The organism is Tsukamurella sp. PLM1 (genome assembly GCF_023168325.1).
Taxonomy (GTDB): Bacteria; Actinomycetota; Actinomycetes; order Mycobacteriales; family Mycobacteriaceae; genus Tsukamurella.
Map to the genome: position 1 here is coordinate 3976892 of NZ_AP025688.1, position 20153 is coordinate 3997044.

Here is a 20153-nt window from a genome sequence, read left to right on the forward strand (position 1 = left end):
CCGGGAGCGAGAGAGTAAGGCATCGGTTCTATCACTGAGCCCGGCCGACAAGGCAGACCCCAGGAGACTTCCATGACCAGCACCACGCCAGAGCACCTCGACATCCTCGTGATCGGCGCCGGCATCTCCGGCATCGGCGCGGGGCACTACATCACCACCGAGTTGCCGGAGAAGAGCTTCGCGATCCTCGAGGGCCGCTCGACGTTCGGCGGCACCTGGGACCTGTTCAAGTACCCCGGCATCCGCTCCGACTCCGACCTGCACACCTTCGGCTACGAGTTCAAGCCGTGGGAGGCCAAGGACTCCATCGCCGACGCGCACAAGATCATCGACTACCTCCGCGAGACGATCGAGGAGAACGGCCTCGGCGAGAAGATCCGCTACGGCCACAAGGTGGTCTCGGCCGACTGGTCGAGCGAGGACGCACGCTGGACGGTGCAGGTCGAGCGCGACGGCGAGCGGTTCGCCATCACCGCCGGCTGGGTGTTCTTCGGCAGCGGCTACTACGACTACGACCAGGGCTTCACGCCCGAGTTCGCCGGCCGCGACCGCTTCGCGGGGCAGATCATCCACCCGCAGTTCTGGCCCGAGGACCTGGACTACACGGGTAAGAAGGTCGTGGTCGTCGGCTCCGGCGCGACCGCCGTGACCCTGGTCCCCTCGCTGCTGAACGGCGACAAGCGGGCCGCGCACGTGACGATGCTGCAGCGCACGCCCACGTACATCATGCCGGTGCCCAAGCAGGATCCGCTGACCAACCTGTTCCACCGGGCGTTCGGCCACAGGATCGGCCACGACCTGAGCCGCAAGCGGTTCATCTGGCAGCAGCGCGGCGTGTACGTGTTCGCGCAGCGCTTCCCGGACCTCGCCCGCAAGATCATCCGCCGCGAGAACGCCAAGCGCCTCCCCGAGGGGTACCCGGTGGACGTGCACTTCAACCCGCCCTACAACCCGTGGGACCAGCGGCTGTGCGCCGTGCCGAACGGCGACCTGTTCAAGGCCATCCGCAGCGGCGACGCGTCGGTCGCGACCGACAAGATCGTCACCTTCGATGAGACCGGCATCGAGCTCGCGAGCGGCGAGCACCTGGACGCCGACATCATCGTGACCGCGACCGGGCTCAAGCTCAAGCTGTTCGGCGGCGTCACCCTGTCGGTCGACGGTCGCGAGGTGGACATCACGCAGTCCGTGATCCACCGCGGCGCCATGCTCTCGGGCGTCCCCAACGTGGCGATCGCCATCGGCTACACGAACTCCTCGTGGACGCTCAAGATCGGCATGCTGTTCCGCTACATCACCAAGCTGATCCAGCACATGGACGCACGTGGCCTGGACGTCGCGGTCGCCGTCGCCGACCCGGACATGCCCACCCGCCCCGCACTCGACTTCGAGGCGGGCTACGTCCAGCGCGCGCTGCACGAGCTGCCCCGGCAGGGCGAGGCCGACGACTGGCGCATGTCCATGAGCTACTTCGAGGACGCCAAGCGCCTGAACAGCGAGCTCTCGCTCGGCGAGGAGTCCGGGCTGCGGCTGAGCGCCGGAACGCGGGCCGCGGTCACCGTCTGACCTGGCACGACGCAGCCGTCCCGCCCGACCGGCTAACGTTGATGCGATGCGCCGAGATTCGGTCGCGGCGGGATGGAGCGGATGAACGTGCAGCAGATCGCGGGCTATCGGGTGGTCCGCAAGCTCGGTGGCGGGGGTATGGGCGAGGTGTATCTCGTCGAGCACCCCGCCTACCCCGGCAGGACGCGCTGAAGCTGCTGCACAGCTCGGTCAGCAGCAACCCGCAGTACAAGGCGCGGTTCGAGCGCGAGGCCTACGTGCTCGCGCAGCTCAACCACCGCAACATCATCCACCTGTACGACCGCGGCGAGTTCGACGGCCGGTTGTGGATCACCATGGAGTACGTGGCCGGGCCGGACACGGCGCGCATGCTCGCCGAGCGGGGCCCGATGCCGCTCGACCTCGCCATCCGCATCGCCGACGGTGCCGGCGCGGGCCTGGACTACGCCTACCGGCACGCCAACATCACGCACCGCGACGTCAAGCCCGCCAACATCCTCGTGGCCTTCGACTCCGACGGTGCGCCGCAGGTCAAGCTCGCCGACTTCGGCATCGCCAAGGCCGCGGGCGAGGCGGTCGGCGTGACGTCGACGGGCGTCACCGTCGGGACCATGTCGTACATGTCGCCCGAGGCGTTCGACAACAAGATCCTCGACAACCGCGCCGACCTGTACTCCCTGGGCTGCACCGTGTTCGAGCTGCTCACGGGCGCGCCGCCGTTCCCCGGCGACTCGCCCGCGGCGGTCATCGCAGCGCACCTGAACCAGCCCGCGCCGAAGATCACGGCCCGCGCGCCGCACCTCCCCGGGCACCTGGACGCCGTGTTCCGCAAGGCGCTCGCCAAGCGCCCCGAGGACCGCTACGCCTCGTGCGCGGAGTTCGTCGCGGGCCTGCGCGGGGAGGCACCGTCGAGCCGGCCGACGGGCACCGCGCAGCGGCAGGTGCCCCCGTTCACCGCCGAGCAGCCCGGTCCGCGGACCGCCCAGTACCCCGGCCCACCGACGGGGCAGTACGTCCCGACCGGCGAGTACCCCGGCCCGCACACCGCGGCCCAGCCCGCGCCCACGCGCGCCGAGCAACTGCCCGCCTCCGCCCGCCAGCAGGGGCCCGCCGCGCCGGCACCGGCGAAGCCCCGCAGGTGGGGCCGTACGGTCGCCGCGCTGGTGGTCGTGGTCCTGCTCGCCATCGCCGCAGGCGGGTTGTACCTGTACCAGGACGCCGGGAAACCGGGCGGTGGGGGCGGCGGGTCGCCCCTGAAGGCGAGCTCGGTCAAGCAGGTGTACTTCCAGGGCGGATCGGAGCGCTCGGGGAACGCCGCGAACATCCTGACGGGTGCGGAACCCTCGTGGCGCACCGACTACTACTTCTCCGGTCCCGGCTTCGGTGGGCTGAAGCAGGGCACCGGCCTGCTCATCACGCTCGACGAGGCGGCGAAGGTCACGTCCGGGACCATCACCTCGCCGAGCGCGGGGTCGACGGTGCAGATCCGGATCGCGGACTCAGCGTCCCCGGGTCGCTGGACGCCACGACGGAGGTCTGGGACGGCACGCTCAGCAACGGCGCGACCGAGTTCACGGCGACCGACGCGCCGTCGTCGAGGTACGTGCTGGTGTGGATCACCGGGCTGGTACAGGTGTCGCAGGGCCAGTGGTCGACCACCATCGGACAGGTGGAACTGCGGGGCGAGTAGCGCTCAGCGACGGTGCTCGCGCAGCGCCGACGAGACGCCCGCGGCCATCGCGTCCAGGGCGACCACCGGCTTGACGTTGAGGTCGATCGCCTCGCGACACTGCAGCACCGACTCGACGCAGCGCAGCAGGCCCTCGGGCCGCGCGTAACCCGAGAGCCGGCGGGTCTGCTCCGCCTCGTCGGGATGCATCAGGGTGACCTGCGCGCCCGTGCCCTGCACCAGCGCGTCGCGGAACAGGGCCGCGAGGTCGATCAGGGCGCGGTCCAGCGAGTCGCGCACCGCCCGTGTGCCGCGCGCCTTCTGCCGCTTCTCCAGGTCTTTCAGCTGGCCGGCGGAGCCGCGCATCACGCCCGCGGTGCCGCGGCCGCTGCCGCCGGCGCCGAGCGCGGTCTTGAGCTCCTCGGTCTCCCGCTCGTTGAGCGCGGCGCCCTGTTCCTTGGCCGTGCTCTCCGCATCGCGCAGCAGCTGCTCGACGATGCCGTACACCCCCTCGGACGTGGCCGCCCGCGCGAGCCCCAGCGCCTGCTTGCGCTGCTTCTGCGCCTCGGGGTCGGTGGCGAGCCGCTTCGCCCGCCCCACGTGCCCGCCGGACACGCCCGCGGCCCACGCCGCCCGCTCCGGATCGATACCGTCGCGCTCGAGGACCGCCGCGATCGCGGGCACCGACGGGGTGACCAGCGGCACGTGCCGGCACCGCGATTTCAGGGTGACGGAGATGTCCTCCGGGTCGACCGTGGGCGCGCACAGCAGCACGATGGTCTGCGCCGGCGGCTCCTCGACCATCTTCAGCAGCGCGTTGCCGGCCTGCTCGGTGAGCCGGTCCGCATCCTCGATGAGGACGATCTGCCAGTGCCCAACCGAGGGGCGGCGCGCCGCGTCCGCCACCACCTCGCGCATCTGCTTGACCGCGATCGACAGCCCGTCGGGCGCGATCGCGCGCACGTCGGCGTGGGTGCCGGCGAGCACCGTGGTGCAGGCCCGGCAGCGGCCGCACCCGGGTTCGCCGGCATCGTCGCACTGCAGGGCCGCGGCGAGGGCCCGGGCCGCCACGGAACGTCCCGAGCCGGGCGGGCCGGTGAACAGCCAGGCGTGGGTCATGGCCGATCCGGCCAGGTCGGCGACGGTGCCGCCGCTCGCGACCACCTCCCGGGCGGCGGCCGCGGCCCCGCAGGCCAGTCACCACAGCTTCCTGCCCCACCAGGCGATCGAACACTGAGCTCACCCCCACACACTAGCCCTCCCGTCCGACGGCGAGCGCAGGCTAAGTTGGAGCGGTGGCAGCACCGAAGAGCAGACTCAGTCGCGCACTGCGACTGGCGCGGTGGCTCGCCAAGACCCCGTGGCCGATCTTCGCGCTCGACGTCCTGCGATCGAACATCCTGGGCGCGGTGTTCGTGTTCGGCTTCCTGCGGTTCGCGCTGCCGGTGCAGCAGTCGGTGCAGTTGCAGGAGATCAGCGGCGTCAACCTGCTGGTATTCATCACGTACCTGCTGTTCGCGAGCCTGGCCGGCATGCTGATCGGCCTGCGGATGGTGTTGCCCGTCCTGCGCTGGCACCGGCGCAGCGCCCCGAACGACCCCGAGATATCCCGGCGGGCCCTGGCTATACCCGGCCGGATGGCGCTCCTCCAAGCAGTGTTCTGGCTGGTCGGCGGCGCGATCTTCGTGGTGATCAACTTCACCACCTCGCGCGGCATCCCGATCGTGATCGCGATGACGATCCTCCTGGGCGCCACCACGACGTGCGCGCTGAGCTACATGCAGACCGAGCGGGTGCTCCGGCCGATCACCGTGGCGGCCCTCGCCCAGGAGCCGCAGGGCACCGCCGGGCTGTCCGTGACGAGCCGGATCATGCTCAGCTGGGTATTGGGCACCGCGACGCCGATCGTCGGCATCATCATGGTGGTCGTCTCCCAGGAGACGGGGGTGATCGACCCCGATGCCAGCACCGTCATCAATCCGGTCCTGCTGCTGTCGGTGGTCGCGATCGGCGCCGGCCTGCTCGGCACGGCGCGGGCCGCGAAGTCGATCGGCGACCCCATCCAGGACCTCTTCCGCGCCCAGCGCAAGGTTCGCGACGGCGACTTCAACACGTCGGTGAAGATCTACGACTCGAGCGAGCTGGGCCTGCTCGGGCGGGCTTCAACGACATGGTGCACGACCTGGCCGAGCGGCAGCGGATGCGCGACATGTTCGGCCGCTACGTCGGACAGGACGTGGCGCGCCAGGCGCTCGAGCACGGCACCCACCTGGGCGGCGAGATCCGCGAGGTGGGCGTCCTGTTCGTGGACCTGGTGGGCTCGACCAGGCTCGCCGTCACCGAGGAGCCCGCTGCAGTGGTGGACCTGCTCAACGACTTCTTCAAGGTGGTCGTCGACCTGGTCGACCTGCACGGCGGCTTCGTCAACAAGTTCCAGGGCGACGCGGCGTTGGCGATCTTCGGCGCCCCGCTCCCCCACCCCGACGCCGCCGGCGCCGCGCTGGCCGCGTCCCGGGAGATGCGGTTCCAGCTCAGCGACGTGCTCGGCGGCACCGGATTCGGTATCGGCGTCTCCGCGGGACAGGTGGTCGCGGGGCACATCGGGGCGAAGGCGCGGTTCGAGTACACCGTGATCGGCGACCCGGTGAACGAGGCCGCGCGGATCACCGAGATCGCCAAATCGGAACCGTCGTGCCTCCTGGCCGCCGGGCGGGCGGTCGAGGCGAGCACCCCGCCGAGCAGGCGCTGTGGGCGCTCGGCGAGGCCATCGAGCTGCGTGGTCGCGGGCAGCTCACGCAGCTCGCGCGCCCCGTCGACGAGGAGTAGCCCGCCTTCGCGGGCCGCTCGGGGTCACTCCGCCGGGGGACCGGTCTTCGTCGCGGCCGTCTTCTTGGCCGGGGCCTTCTTCGCGGTCGTCTTCTTCGCCACCGTCTTCTTCGCGGCGGCCTTCTTGGCCGGAGCCTTGGCCGCCGTCTTCTTGGCCGGCGCCTTCTTCGCGGCCGCCTTCTTGGTGGCCTTCTTCTTCACAGGCCCCCGCGCACGACGGTCCGCGAGCAGCTCGGACGCACGCTCATCGGTGATGGTCGCGACCTCGTCGCCCTTCCGCAGAGACGCATTGGTCTCACCGTCGGTCACGTACGGGCCGAACCGGCCGTCCTTGATGACCATCGCGGCGCCGGAGACGGGGTCGTTGCCCAACTCGCGCAGCGGCGGCGCGGCGGCCGCCCCGCGGCCCCGGCGCTTGGGCTCCGCGTACAGCTTGAGCGCCTCCTCGAGGGTCACCGTGAACATCTGCTCCTCGGTGGCCAGCGAGCGCGAGTCGGTGCCCTTCTTCAGGTACGGCCCGTAGCGACCGTTCTGGGCGGTGATCTCCTCCTTGGACTCCGGATCGACGCCCACGACGCGGGGCAGCGACAGCAGCCGCAGCGCGTCCTCGAGCGTGACGGTCTCGATGTCCATCGTCTTGAGCAGGAGCCAGTGCGCGGCTTCGGCGCGTCGGTCTTCTTCTTGCGCCGCGTCTTGGTGGTGCCCGGCTCGTCGAGGTTCTCGGCCTCGGAGTCCTCCTCCGGCGCGGGCAGGATCTCGGTGACGTAAGGGCCGAAACGGCCCTCCTTGGCGACGATCTCGTGGCCGGTGGCCGGGTCGACGCCGAGCGGGCGGCCGTCCTGGGGGGTGGCGAAGAGCTTCTCCGCGACCTCCTCGGTCAGCTCGTCCGGCGTCATCGACGCCAGGATGTTGGCCCGCTGGACCTGGGGCTCCGTCTCGCCTTCCTTGGGCCCGACGGTGCGCTCCAGGTACGGCCCGTAGCGCCCCACACGCACGTAGACGACGTTGCCGTCGGCATCGGTGTAGAGCGGGATCGAGTTGATCTCACGCGCGTCGATCGCGTCCAGGTTCGCCGCGACGAGGTTCTTCAAGCCGGGGCTGTCGGGTCCCGGTCCGTCGGCCCCGGCGACGGCCGCGCCGTCGTCCTCGGGCCCGCCGTCACCGAAGTAGAAGCGGGTGAGCCAGTCGACGCGGCCCTCGCGGCCACCGGCGATCTCGTCGAGATCGTCCTCCATGGACGCGGTGAAGTTGTAGTCGACGAGGCCGCCGAAGTGGCCCTCCAGCAGGCCGATCACGGCGAACGCCACCCACTGCGGGACGAGGGCGTTGCCCTTCTTCACGACGTAGCCGCGGTCCTGGATGGTCTTGATGATCGACGCGTAGGTCGACGGTCGGCCGATGCCCAGCTCTTCGAGGGTCTTGACCAGCGACGCCTCGGTGTAGCGGGCCGGCGGGCTGGTCACGTGGTCGGCGGCCGCCAGCTCGGCGGCCGTGACAGCCTGTCCCTTCACCAGCTGCGGCAGGCGCGACTCGGCGTCGTCCGCCTCGCCGCCCACCTGGTCGTCGACGGTCTCGACGTACGCGGCGAGAAAGCCCGGGAACGTGATGGTGCGGCCGGACGCGGCGAACTCGCAGTTCTCGCCCGACGACGCGGTGCCGGCGATCCGCAGGCTCAGGGTGGTGCCCTTGACGTCGGCCATCTGCGAGGCGACGGTGCGCTGCCAGATCAGCTCGTAGAGCCGGAACTCGTCCGAGTTCAATACGGACGCGAGCGCGCCCGGCGTCTGGAAGGTCTCGCCCGCGGGGCGGATCGCCTCGTGCGCCTCCTGCGCGTTCTTGACCTTGCGGGTGTACTGCCGCGGGGTCGGGTGCACGTACTCGGCGCCGTACAGCTGCCGCGCCTGGTCCCGGGCGGCGGCGATGGCGGTCTCCGACAGAGTGGTCGAGTCGGTACGCATGTAGGTGATGTAGCCGCCCTCGTAGAGCCGCTGCGCGATCTGCATGGTGCGGTCGGTGTTGAAGCGCAGCTTGCGGCTGGCCTCCTGCTGCAGCGTCGACGTCATGAACGGCGCGTAGGGCTTGCGGGTGTACGGCTTCTCCTCGACGGAGGTCACCGTCAGGCTGGCGCCCTGCAAGCCTGCCACCAGGGCGTTCGCCCGGGCACCGTCGAGCACGGTGGTCCCGGACGGCTTCTTGAGGTTGCCCTGCGCGTCGAAGTCGCGGCCGGTGGCGACCCGGTCGCCGTCGACGGTCACCAGGCGCGCGCCGAAGGTACGCGGGCTGGCCTCGGCGCCGGCGTCGAGCTGCGCGGCGATGTCCCAGTACCCGGCGGTGCGGAAGGCGATGCGCTCGCGCTCCCGGTCGACGATGATGCGGGTCGCGACGGACTGGACGCGGCCGGCCGAAAGGCCCTGGTTGACCTTGCGCCACAGCACGGGGCTGACCTCGTAGCCGTACAGGCGGTCGAGGATGCGGCGGGTCTCCTGCGCGTCCACGAGGTTCATGTCGAGCTCGCGGGGTTCCTGCGCGGCGGCGAGGATGGCCTGCTGGGTGATCTCGTGGAACACCATCCGCTTGACCGGGACCTTCGGCTTGAGCACTTCCCGCAGGTGCCACGCGATGGCCTCGCCCTCGCGGTCACCGTCCGTCGCGAGGTAGAGCTCGTCGGCCTGCTTGAGCAGGGACTTCAGCTCGGAGACGGTGGAGCGCTTGCTCGCGGAGGTCACGTAGTGGGCCTCGAACTCGTGGTCCACGTCGACCCCGAGCCGCGCCCAGGGCTTGCCCTGGTCGGCCTCAGGGAGCGGGTTGTCCCGGCTCGGCAGGTCGCGGATGTGGCCCATCGACGCGCGCACGGTGTAGTTGGGCCCGAGGAAGTCGCCGATCTTCTTGCCCTTGGCGGGGGACTCCACGATCACCAGGCGCTGCATACCGTCTCCGCCCGCTGCCTTCGCACGTGCCGCCATGGACCCTCCTGCCTGTTCCGGTGGCTGCTTCGTCACCACCCGCCTCCCACGTCACTTCCGACGTAGGCGGTCACTTCGGTGCACATTCTGCCGCACACCTGGCCCCACCTTATATACAGGGTCCGCTGCGCACGCCACCGAATACTCGCGCGGACCGTCAGGGGCGGGGCCAGTGCGCCTCAGCGGCGGCGGTCGGCGGATCGCCGATGCTCTCCCGCAGCCGGAGCAGGCGACGGTGCCCGGAGACGCGTAGGGCCGGCTTCGACCCGCGGGTACCGACGAGCGTGGGGGCCACGCCGGCCCGCATCAGGGCGGTGGCGAGAACCGGGGCGCTCTCCGGGGCGTGCGGGTCGAGCGCGAGGAGGTAGTGCACGCCGTCCACGTCGCCACCGGCGAGCGCCCAGGCCCGCAGTGCGCGCGGGCCCGGAACCCAGGTCGACGGTGCCGCCTTCGCCGCCCCGCGCGTCCAGGCGACGGCCATCGGCTGTAGTTCGGGCGCCGCGAGCGTGCGGACCAGCGGGCTTCCCTCGTCCGAGGTGTCCAGCTGCGATCGCAGGCCGGCCTCGTCGATCATCGAGGCGATCGCCTGCGCCCGCCACTCATCGGCGACCACGACGGAGACCCGCGCACTGCCGCCCAACTGCACGATCTGCCCCGACGTCGCGAGCAGGCCGGCGAGGTCGCGGGGCGACGGCTCGGTCTGCTCGGCGGAGAACAGTGACAGCTGGGACACGTGATGAGCGTAGATCCCCGTGGGACGGCAGTCTCCGCCGACACGACGATCGGTACCGAAATGCACAGCACCCCTCCGCCGGGAACGGCGGAGGGGTGCTGCGAGAAACGCTTATCGCGTGGTGCGGGGTTTCTTAGAGGGCGCGGACGCCGGTGGCCTGCGGGCCCTTGGTGCCCTGGCCGACCTCGAACTCCACGAGCTGGTTCTCCTCGAGGGTACGGAAGCCGTTGCCCTGGATCTCCGAGTAGTGGACGAACACGTCATCCGAGCCGTCGGCCGGTGCGATGAAGCCGAAGCCCTTCTCCGCGTTGAACCACTTCACAGTTCCCTGTGCCATTGAGATGTTTCCTAACTTGTCTTTCTACCGGTGTAGGAACCGTTCCCCGAGGTGGGGCGCGACTCCTGGCCGGTTCCGGCCGCCATACTTTCTGGAGCCGTTTGCGGAGACCGCACACAAAAACCTTCAGTACCACGCCCGCAACATCGATCCCCCGATGGCCCCTTCGGACCCCCGGCGGGAGCTGCGACCGCATACAGTCAATCACGATTTCCGAGCGAGCAACAGCGGGCGGACCGATTTCGCCTTCCGTTCACCCTCCGTCCTACTGAACGACGGTCCGACTCCACCACGGTTAGACTGGGCGATCGGCGCGTTCCCGGCCCCTGTGGCCGCGCGGACGCCGGATCGATGCGGGGGCTATCACGGTGGAGCACAACACCTTCGGCAGGGAACTGCTGGCCCGCGTCATGGCCGGCTCGGGCTCCGGCCCCGAGAGCCTCACACATGTGGCGGACATCCCGTCACGCCGAGCGGAATTCGCCCCGTGGCCGGCCTGGGTGCCGCCCCGGGTGCGGGAGGGGCTGATCGACGAGGGCGTGCGGGAGCCCTGGCGCCACCAGGCGGAGGCCGCGGAGCACGCGCACGCGGGCCGGCACGTGGTGGTCTCGACGGGGACGGCCTCCGGGAAATCGCTCGCCTACCAGCTGCCGGTACTCGCGGCGCTCGCCGACGACCCGCTGGCCACGGTCCTGTACCTGTCGCCGACGAAGGCGCTCGGCACGGACCAGCACCGGGCGGCGGTCCGCCTGACGACGGCGTACGGCCCGGCCGACGTCTCCCCCTCGATGTACGACGGTGACACCTCGCAGGAGATGCGGCGCTGGGCGCGCTCGGACAGCCGCTGGGTGTTCGCGAATCCCGACATGCTGCACGTGGGGCTGCTTCCGCGGCACGCGAAGTGGGCACGCTTCCTGCGCGGCCTGCGGTACGTGGTGGTCGACGAGTGCCACCATTACCGCGGCGTCTTCGGCTCGCACACGGCGGTGGTGCTGCGCCGGCTGCTGCGGGTGGCGGCGAAGTACGGCGCCGCGCCCACGGTGATCTGCGCGTCAGCCACCACCTCCGATCCGGCGGGTGCGGCGTCCCGGCTGATCGGCGCGGACTGCGTTGCGGTCACCGAGGATTCGTCGCCACACGGGCCGCGCACCGTCGCCCTGTGGGAGCCGCCGCTGCTGCCGGACCTGGAGGGCGAGAACGGGGCACCGGTGCGGCGACCGGCAACGACGGAGGCGGCGCGGATGCTGTCCGATCTGGTGGTCGAGGGAGCGCGCACGCTCGCGTTCGTCCGGTCCCGACGGTCCGCCGAATCCGTCGCCCTCTCCGCCCGGCGGATGCTCGCGGAGGCGACTCCCGAACTGGCCGAACGGATCGCGGCGTATCGCGCCGGGTATCTCGCGGACGACCGGCGCGCCCTGGAGCGGGGCCTGAACGACGGTGCGCTGCTGGGCGTCGCGACCACGAACGCGCTCGAGCTGGGCGTGGACATCGCGGGGCTCGATGCCGTGCTGATGGCCGGTTTCCCGGGAACCGTGGCCTCGTTCTGGCAGCAGGCGGGGCGCAGCGGGCGGCGGGGGCAGGGCTCGCTGATCCTCATGATCGCCCGCGACGATCCGCTCGACACCTACCTGGTGCATCACCCGGATTCGCTCCTGGGCCGGCCGGTGGAGGCGACGATCACCGACCCCTGGAACCCGTACGTACTCGGACCCCAGATGCTCTGCGCGGCAGGCGAGATGCCGCTGACCCGCGCCGAGGTGGTGCGCCTCGGCGCCGTGGACGTGGTGGGCCGGCTCGTGGCCGACGGACTGCTCCGCGAGCGGCCGGCGGGCTACTTCCTGGCCGCCGGGATCGATCCGCACGCCGGCGTGAACATCCGCGGGGGAGCCGGCAGCGAGATACTCATCGTGGAGGAGAACTCCGGAAGGCTGTTGGGCACGGTCGATTTCACGCGGGCGCTCTCGACGGTGCACGAGGGGGCGGTGCACGTGCACCGGGCGAGTCCTACGTGGTGGACTCGCTCGACCTCGACGACGGCCTGGCATTGGTGCACGCGGAGGAGCCGGAGTGGACGACGTCGGCTCGCGAGGACCTCGATGTGCATGTGACCGCGGTCCATTCGACGGAGACGCTGGGCGAGGTCACGGCGCGGTTCGTCGCGGTGGAGGTCACGAGCCGCGTGGTCGGGTACCTGCGCACGCTGCGCAGCGGCGAGGTGCTGGACGCGGTCGAACTCGATCTGCCCGAGACCACGCTGGCGACCACGGCCGCGCTCCTCACCCTCACCCCGGAGGTGCTGGAGGGCGCCGGCCTGGTGTCGGAGCGGTGGCCGGGCGCACTGCACGCCGCCGAGCACGCGGCGATCGGGCTGCTGCCCCTGGTGGCCTCGTGCGACCGGTGGGACATCGGTGGCCTGTCGACGGCGCTGCACGACGACACCGGCCTGCCGTCGATCTTCGTCTACGACAGCTATCCCGGCGGCGCGGGCTTCGCCGAGCGCGGCTACGCGTCGCTGGCGACCTGGCTGGTCGCCACGCGCGATGCCGTCGCCGCGTGCGAGTGCCCGTCGGGTTGCCCCTCGTGCGTGCAGTCCCCCAAGTGCGGCAACGGCAACGACCCGCTCGACAAAGCGGGCGCGATCGTCGTGCTGGATCTGGTGATCGGGGCGGTGGCGCGCGACGGCGGTGGCGGGCCGGGCGCCGCGCTCGCGGACGACGTCTGAACGGCTATTTCGGCGGCAGCGACCGGGCGTAGTCGACGGTGCGCCGCACCCACTCCTTCAGGTCCACGTCCGAGGCCGTGGCCTCGGGGGCCAGGTCCAGCCAGCCTCGCAGTTCCCGCCCGCGCATGACGGTGGCGCTGACGTGCGGCCCGATCAGCTCGTCCGTGGCGTCCGGGTGCAGATGGACCATCGACTCCCCGCGACTGTTCGCCGCGATCGCCATGTGCCCGTCCACCAGGAACGCCAGCCCGCCGAACATGCGCTTCTCCACGACGCCGTGCTCGCCGTCCATCGCGTCGCGGATCCTGTCCGCCAGCCCCTCGTCGTACACCATCATCCCAGTCTGCGCCGGTCATGAGCAACCCGCAGCCCGTCGCCGTATCGCGCGGCCGGATCTCTGCACATGCCTCCGCCACACCGACCGCCGCTGCCCCGTGGTCATCTCCGGAATCACGAAGGCGCCAGTGGATCCTCGTCGGTCATACCGGGCCCGCGCGGGCGACGGCGACCGCCTCGCCGTCGCCGAAGACCGACAGGGAGACCGGGACGCTCACGCGGACCGTCACCTCGAAGTCCTCCACGCCGCACGCCCGGAGTGCCCCCGCGTTGGCTCGGGCCAGACGGTCCGCCGCCGCGCACGCCTCATCGGCATCGATCGCGCTCGCGGCGCCCGCGAGCGCCGCGAGATCGGCCGCCGCCTGCGCGCGGTGGCGGGCGGAAACGGCGGCGCCCACGTCGATCACCATGACCGCCACCACGACGATCGCGGCGACCATCACAGCGGCGAGCACCGTCGCCACGCCGTCCTCCCGCCCGCCCCACGGACGCGCGCAAGGGCGGTGCGGCGGACCGCTCGTCGGTACCGCTCGGTCGACCGCCGGACCGGCACGGGCCGCCGCGGTCACGACGCCGTCCCCGGCTCGGCCGCGGCCACCGCCGTCGCCGAGACCGTGAGCCCCGGCAGCAGCGCCACCGGAGCCCGGACCCGCACCGTCACGGTGTCGCCGTCCCGGCTCACCGTCGAGGTCGCGCCCGGCGGGCCGACCGACTGGACCGCCCTCGCGGCACGGGCCTCATCGCCCCCGGCGCTGAGCCGGGCCGCTTCGCGGGCGGCGTCCACGCACCGGACATGAGCGGTGACGCCCACGACCGCGCCCACGCTGAGCACCAGCACGGTGATGAGGCTGGCGACGGCGAACGCCGCCTCCACCGTGACCGCCCCCGCCTCCTCGGCGAGTCGGCGTCCTAGCCGGTGGAGGTGCCCAGCGCCTTGCCGATGATGTCCGTCAGTCCGCTGATGATGTTGTCGCCGGTGACGACCCCATAGAGAACGGCCCCGAACGCCGCGGCCGCGACGGTCCCTATTGCGTACTCGACGGTGCTCATGCCGTCTTCCTCCAGCATCAGCTCGGTCATCCTGCATCGCAGTCGAACCCACATTCCATCCCCTTCCGTCGGGCCGCTAGAGCAGCCCTCCCCGAGCACCTTGCCCGCGAGTCCCATCACCACCGGCACGAGGCCCAGGCACACGAAAGCCGGCAGGAAGCACAGCCCCAGCGGCCCCGCGACCGCGACGCCCGCGCGTTCGCCCGCCGCCACCGCCCGGTCCTCCGCCTGCGCCCGCTCGGTGCGCGCGAGGTCCGCCAGCCCCGCGGCCGGCGACGAGCCCGCGCGGGCGGACCGTCGGAGCATGCGGGTGAGCCCGACGACCTGCGGGTCGTCCGATTCGGTCCGCCACGCGGTCTCAGCGTCGGAGCCCAGCGCGAGCAGCTCTGACGCGCGGTTCAGCACCTCCGCCAGCGCGAGCGGCGCGCCGGCGGCGACGGCGCGGGCGGCGTCGGCGGTGGGCATGCCCGCGCGCAGGCACACCGCGAACAGGTCGTACGCCGCGGCCGCCTCGAACGGGTCCGCCGGCGCGGCCCGGCGGGGCAGCCGCATCCCCCGCAACAGGGGTGTCTCCCCCGTCACGCCGGCGACGACCGCCGACCGCGCCGCGACCGGGAGCACGAGCAGGGCCGCCGCGAGCAGGGCGAGTGCGGCGGCGAGCGGACCGTGACCGCTCATGTCCGTTCCACCGATCCGGTGCCGCCGGCACCGTCGGCGATGGCGCGGGACCAGAGGAGCCCGGCGCAGGTCAAGCACGTCCCGACGACCAGCAGCACACCGCCCGCGCCGGTGCCCAGCAGCGTGCCGAGGGGATCGGCGCCGATGAGCTGTCCCATCGCGACGCCGAGCACGGGGAGGGCGGCGAGCACCTGCGCGGTGGCGCGCGCACCGGCCAGCGACGAGTGCGCCCGCCGCTCGTACCGCTCGCGGGCCCGTAGGTCCTCGCGGACGGAGGCGAGCAGGTCGCCCATGCCGATGCCGTGCCGCGTGCCCGTCTCCCAGGCCGCAGCGATCCGCGACCACGCGGCGCTCTCGCCGGCGTGCGTCCGCAGGCCGGCCGACACGTCGCCGCCGAGTTCGGCACGGCCGGCCATCTCGGCGAAGACGGCGCGCACGTGCGGATCCTCGGCATCACGGCCGGCGGTGGTGCACGCGGCCGCCGGATGGGCGCCGACGGAGAGCTCGGCGACCATCGCGTCCACGCCGGCGAGGATCGCCGAGAGCCGGGCCACTCGCTGCCGGGCGGCGCGGTTCCGCGCGCGGAGGTCGCGGGCGGTGCCGGCCGCGAGCGCCGCGGCCAGCGCCTGACCGGGGCCGATGAGCAGTGCGCCGAGCGGGATCGCGGCGGCCAGCCAACCCCACCGCACCGCGAACGGCGCGGCCGCGGGCGCGTACTCCGCTCGCAGACGGGCGGCGGCCGGACCCCGGGCCACGCCAGCGCCGCCGCGGCGAGCAGGACGATCGCGACGGTCATGAGACACCCCGCTCGGCGAGCAGCACCGACACACGCTCCGCTGCCGGCGTGAACCCGGTGTCGCGCTCCCACGCGGGCAGCACCCGCACGTAGCCGTCGTCGCCGCGGTCGACGACGCCGATGCTGCGCAACCCGCGCCGCCCCGAGGGCCAGCGGTGCACCGCGAACACCACCTGGAAAGCGGCGGCCAGCTGCGCGTGCAGCGCGTCCCGCCCCAGGCCGCCCAGCGCGGCGAGCGCCTCGAGCCGGGCGGGCACCTCCCGCGGGGAGTTGGCGTGGACGGTGCCGGCCCCGCCGTCGTGGCCCGTGTTCAGGGCGGTGAGCAGGTCGACGACCTCGGCGCCGCGGACCTCGCCGACCACGATCCGGTCGGGCCGCATCCGCAGCGCCTGCCGCACCAGGTCGCGCACCGTCACCTCACCGACGCCCTCGACGTTAGCGCCCCGCGCCAGCAGCGACACCACGTGCGGGTGCACCGGAGCGAGCTCGTGCGCGTCCTCGACGCACAACACCCGCTCCGCCGGCGCCACTGCGCCGAGCATCCCGTTGAGCAGCGTCGTCTTCCCGCTGCCGGTACCGCCGACCACGAGGAAGGCGAGCCGCGCCGCCACCACCCGGCGCACCAGCCCGGCGACCTCCGCCGGCACCGCCCCGCTGTCGATCAGCGTGCCGAGCGTCTGGGTGGCAGGGCGCAGCACGCGCAGGGAGATGCAGGTGCCGCCGTGCGCGAGGGGCGGCAGAACGGCGTGCAACCGGATCCCGCTCCCCGCGCGGCCGCCCGGCCCGGCCGGCAGGTGCCCGTCGACCCACGGCTGCGCGTCGTCCAGCCGCCGGCCGGCCGTCAGTGCGAGCCGAGCCGCGAGGCGCCGCACGGCATCGTCGTCCTCGAAGACGACGCCCGCGGGCTCGAGGCCCCGGCCCCGGTCCACCCACACCTTCCGCGGGCCGCAGACCAGCACGTCGGTGACGTCCGGGTCGGCGAGGAGCGGTTCGAGCCGCCCGGCGCCGACGAGCTCGGTCTCGAGGTAGGCGAGGCCGTCGAGCAGGTCCGTATCGCCCAGGACGCCCCCGCATTCGGCGCGGAGCGCGGCCGCCATCACGTCGGGGGTGAGGACGGTCGCGGTGTGCGCCAGCCGCTCCCGCACCCGGGCGAGCAGGTCGCCGTCCGGGGAGGTCACGCCGCACCCCGCCGCACGCCCTCGAGCACGCGGCCGGCCGCGACCGCCAGCGGCGTGCCCTTGCGCAACCGCAGCCCGCCGTCGTCGAGTTGGGCGGCCAGCCCGGGTTGCGGTCGCATCGATGCCAGCAGAGGCACCCCGACGGCCCGCTCGACGTCGCGCGCCGAGAGCCCGCCCGGCGCCGGGCCGCGCACCACCAGCCCGACGTGCCGGGAGCGGGCGGCCACCCCGTCGGCCACGCTGCGCGCCGCGGCGCACCCCGCACCGTGGCGCCGGCGACCACGACCACCACGTCGGCCACCTCGAGGCAGGCGGAGGTCGCCGGGTCGTCGCGCCGGGGGAGGTCGACGACGGTGACCCCCACGCTGCGGCGGCCCGCGTCGATCACCGCGAGCAGTCCCTCGACCGGAATATCCGACGGGGTGGTTCCGGCTGCGGCGTCGCGCGTTCCGCCGGCGGCCGATCCGCCCGCCGACAGCACCGCCACGGCGCCCGCGCGCCCGGGGAGCGCCGCGACCAGGGCGTCCGACGGAACGTGCCCGCCGCGCAGCGCCAGGTCGCCCCAGCGCAGGCCGGGCATGTCCGCGCAGCCGAGGAGCAGGTCGAGGCCGCCGCCCCACGGGTCCGCGTCGACCGCGAGCGCCCTGATCCCCCGGCTCGGCGCCGTCACCGCGACGGCGGCCGCGAGGACCGAGGCCCCCGCGCCGCCGTGCCCGCCGACGACGGCGACGACGCGCGAGCGCGCACCGTCGTCCTGTTCCCTGGCCGCGAGGAACCGGGCCAGGTCACGGACCTGCGCGGGCAGCACGAAGACCTGCGCGGCGCCCACCTCGACGGCTGCCGCCAGTTCCGCCATGCCCGCCTCGGCCGCGACGATCGCGACCCCGTCGCGGCGCGGGAGGCCGCCCGCCCGCGCCGCCTCCGCCATCGCCGTCGCGGCGCCCGGTCCAACACCAGTCCCGCAGCGGCCGCCCACGCCGCGCGCGGGCGGCCCCGGTCGACGTCCGTCACCGTGCGCGCCGCGGCCGCCGCAGCGCGGCGCACGTCATCGGCCAGCCCCTGCTCGGCCACCGCCATCCCGATCTCGATTCCCCGCATACGCCCAGCTTGGCCCCGACACCCGACCGGAAGGGCCCGCCGCCGGGGCATCTGTGGAGGAACGTGTCCGGTTCGAGAAACCTGTGGAGGAATCCGGGCTCGACTCTTGCGCGGTACGGATCGGCATGGCAGCGGTAGGGTGAACGTCGTGAGCCCAACCGCGCCCGACGAGGCCCCGGTGCGCCGGGTCGCCGCGTTCTTCGACCTGGACAAGACGATCATCGCGAAGTCGTCCGCACTCGCGTTCTCGCGGCCCTTCTTCGACGAGGGCCTGCTCAACCGTCGTGCCGTGCTGAAGTCGAGCTACGCCCAGTTCCTGATGATGCTCACGGCGGCCGACCACGACCAGATGGAGCGCATGCGCGACCACCTCACGCAGATGTGCGAGGGCTGGAACGTCGAACAGGTGAAGTCCATAGTCCGCGAGGCGCTGCATGACGTGGTGAACCCGCTCGTCTTCGCCGAGGCGTCGGAGCTGATCGCGGGGCACCACGCCCGCGGCCACGACGTGGTGATCGTCTCGGCATCCGGCGAGGAGATGGTCGCGCCGATCGCAGACCTGCTCGGCGCCGACTACGCGGTCGCGTCGAAGATGAAGGTCGAGGACGGTAAGTACGCCGGCGAGGTGGAGTTCTACTGCTACGGCGAGAACAAGGTCGTCGCGATGGAGGCGCTCGCCGCCGAGCACGGGTACGACCTCGACCAGTGCTTCGCCTACTCGGACTCGATCACCGACGTCCCGATGCTGGCCGCCGTGGGTCACCCCACCGCGGTCAACCCCGACCGGGGCCTGCGCAAGGAGGCAGCGGAGCGGGGCTGGCCGGTGGTCTCGTTCTCGAACCCGACGCCCCTGCGGGACCGGATCCCGACCCCCTCCCGGAACTCGGTACTCGCCTCGGCCGGCCTCGGTCTCGTCGCCGCAGGTGCCGGAATCGCGACTTACTTTGCGCTGCAACGCAAAATCCTGAGAAAAGGCCCGCCGGGCCCGCCTTCCGGAGAATTTTCCGCCAACCCCTTGATGTGATCGCCGTCACAAGGTACAAATGAATCACGGAGCGGCGCAAAGCCAAACCCTCACCGGAAGAGAAGGTCGAGGGTTCCTGAGCGTCAAGGCTCCCAGCACGGACACCAGGCACCCACGCGGAGCTCGCCACCTATGGCGGAAAGCGCTGTGAGCCTGCGTCACCGGGGAACCAGTGGTCAGCACAAGGTCTGCGGATAGTGGATCTCTCCCCGCGTGAACGCCGAGGCCGTAATACAGCCCACCCTTACGCACGCTTGGTAACCGGGATCCGTGCTAGCGAACGGCGATTCGGACCCGTTCTTCAGGACACGCCACATTGGGCGCGCACCTGGAGCTCAGGCCGGGTCGCCGTTGCGCATGTCCGGGGCCGGTCCGCCCTGCCCTTCCTCCCTCTCATCGCTCCGCGAGCGCCGGGCCTCGACCCCGCCGGCCTCCAGCGCCTGACAGCACAGAACGACCCACGCCACCACGCCGTCCGGCTCGCCCACGCCGAACGCGTCCGCCGCGTCGGCGTAGCTGGGAGCGAACTTCAGCCACGTCGTCTCGGGGATCCCCAGGGCATGCGGGTCCAGCCCGGACGCCACCGTGACCAGGCGCGATGCCGCCCGGGCCACCACCCCGTCCGCCACCTCGAACGGCCGCAGGGACAGCAGTTCCCCGTGGACCACGGCCGCGACCACCGGCGCCGGCGCCTGAGTCCCGCCCGTGACCAGCTGCGCGAGCAACCCCAGCCGCTCCCCGTACCCGGGCGCGGACGCCCGAGGCGGGAGTCGTCACCGTCGACGAGTTCCGCCGCGGCAAGGGTGTGCAGCCGCGCCAGCACCTGGAGCGGCGCGCGCCGCCACACCCCGACGGTGGCGTCGAGCGCGTCACCGTCGACCGCCTGATACGCGCGCATCGCGCCCGCCAGCACCGGATCGGAGATCAGGTCATCCCTACTCAGGGCCACCGCGCCACCGTCGAGAGCCGCGGAGGCCCGCGCGCCCCGCAGCGATGACTCGGTGGCGGTCGCGCGCCACTCCCGCCGGTTCGCGGGATGACGGTGCACCTTGGCGAGCGCCTCGCGCGCGGCGGCGGCCGCCTCGGCGACGGCGGGAACGGCGACGAGCGGGCTGAGCGGGTCGGTCACGATGCCACCCTAGCTCGCGCGCCGCCGCACTCCTGCCGCCCCGGCCCG

The 20153-nt window shown here is 72.5% G+C and carries 10 protein-coding genes and 7 pseudogenes; 5 read left to right on the forward strand and 12 right to left on the reverse strand.

The genetic code is table 11. The annotated features are described in order from the left end of the window. Positions 1–72 precede the first annotated feature (72 nt). On the forward strand, positions 73–1566 hold the full coding sequence (locus tag MTP03_RS20420; RefSeq protein WP_248489734.1) for an NAD(P)/FAD-dependent oxidoreductase: 1494 nt from the start codon (positions 73–75) through the stop codon (positions 1564–1566). Positions 1567–1763: 197 nt separating this feature from the next. Then, a pseudogene (locus MTP03_RS20425) lies at positions 1764–2429 on the forward strand (serine/threonine-protein kinase); the annotation flags it as partial. Positions 2430–3259: 830 nt separating this feature from the next. Here the strand turns inward: MTP03_RS20425 and MTP03_RS20430 are convergent. Continuing rightward, positions 3260–4478: pseudogene (locus tag MTP03_RS20430) on the reverse strand (DNA polymerase III subunit delta'). A 52-nt stretch (positions 4479–4530) separates the two neighbouring features. Here MTP03_RS20430 and MTP03_RS20435 point away from each other — a divergent pair. After that, positions 4531–6061, forward strand: a pseudogene (locus MTP03_RS20435) (adenylate/guanylate cyclase domain-containing protein). A 24-nt stretch (positions 6062–6085) separates the two neighbouring features. Here MTP03_RS20435 and topA read toward each other — a convergent pair. From topA to MTP03_RS20450, 3 genes and pseudogenes are all read right to left on the reverse strand, one after another. Beyond that, positions 6086–9024, reverse strand: a pseudogene (gene topA, locus MTP03_RS20440) (type I DNA topoisomerase). A 157-nt stretch (positions 9025–9181) separates the two neighbouring features. Beyond that, positions 9182–9757, reverse strand: coding sequence for a hypothetical protein (locus MTP03_RS20445; protein WP_248489735.1), 576 nt, complete (start codon positions 9755–9757; stop codon positions 9182–9184). Between the two features lie 133 nt (positions 9758–9890). Next, positions 9891–10094, reverse strand: a complete 204-nt coding sequence (locus MTP03_RS20450) for a cold-shock protein (RefSeq protein WP_068523077.1) — start codon at positions 10092–10094, stop codon at positions 9891–9893. Between the two features lie 410 nt (positions 10095–10504). On the opposite strand from MTP03_RS20450, the pseudogene MTP03_RS20455 reads away from it, so the two are divergent. Then, positions 10505–12816 (forward strand): annotated as a pseudogene (locus MTP03_RS20455) (DEAD/DEAH box helicase). A 4-nt stretch (positions 12817–12820) separates the two neighbouring features. Here MTP03_RS20455 and MTP03_RS20460 read toward each other — a convergent pair. The 7 genes and pseudogenes from MTP03_RS20460 to ssd all read right to left on the reverse strand — a co-directional run bounded on the left by MTP03_RS20460 (position 12821) and on the right by ssd (position 17952). Next, on the reverse strand, positions 12821–13150 hold the full coding sequence (locus tag MTP03_RS20460; protein ID WP_248489736.1) for a TfoX/Sxy family protein: 330 nt from the start codon (positions 13148–13150) through the stop codon (positions 12821–12823). A gap of 145 nt (positions 13151–13295) precedes the next feature. Then, positions 13296–13616 (reverse strand): Rv3654c family TadE-like protein, encoded by a 321-nt coding sequence (locus MTP03_RS20465; protein WP_248489737.1) that lies wholly within the window; start codon positions 13614–13616, stop codon positions 13296–13298. A gap of 101 nt (positions 13617–13717) precedes the next feature. After that, positions 13718–14026 (reverse strand): TadE family type IV pilus minor pilin, encoded by a 309-nt coding sequence (locus MTP03_RS20470; protein ID WP_248489738.1) that lies wholly within the window; start codon positions 14024–14026, stop codon positions 13718–13720. A gap of 35 nt (positions 14027–14061) precedes the next feature. Beyond that, entirely contained in the window at positions 14062–14880 is an 819-nt protein-coding gene (locus MTP03_RS20480) for a DUF4244 domain-containing protein (RefSeq protein WP_371820817.1), read from the reverse strand. Beyond that, complete coding sequence (locus MTP03_RS20485) at positions 14877–15635, reverse strand: type II secretion system F family protein (protein ID WP_248489739.1); 759 nt, start codon at positions 15633–15635, stop codon at positions 14877–14879. Before MTP03_RS20485 ends, MTP03_RS20480 begins: the two co-directional genes overlap by 4 nt. A 37-nt stretch (positions 15636–15672) precedes the next feature. Beyond that, on the reverse strand, positions 15673–16854 hold the full coding sequence (locus tag MTP03_RS20490; RefSeq protein WP_248489740.1) for a TadA family conjugal transfer-associated ATPase: 1182 nt from the start codon (positions 16852–16854) through the stop codon (positions 15673–15675). Then, positions 16851–17952 (reverse strand): annotated as a pseudogene (gene ssd, locus MTP03_RS24080) (septum site-determining protein Ssd). Before ssd ends, MTP03_RS20490 begins: the two are co-directional and overlap by 4 nt. 139 nt (positions 17953–18091) lie before the next feature. Between ssd and MTP03_RS20505 the strand changes: the two are divergent. After that, the gene (locus MTP03_RS20505) at positions 18092–18976 is read left to right on the forward strand and encodes an HAD family hydrolase (RefSeq protein WP_371820818.1); all 885 of its coding nucleotides are present in this window, start codon (positions 18092–18094) and stop codon (positions 18974–18976) included. 335 nt (positions 18977–19311) lie between these two features. Here the strand turns inward: MTP03_RS20505 and MTP03_RS20510 are convergent. Continuing rightward, positions 19312–20105 (reverse strand): annotated as a pseudogene (locus MTP03_RS20510) (oxidoreductase). Positions 20106–20153: the final 48 nt, after the last annotated feature.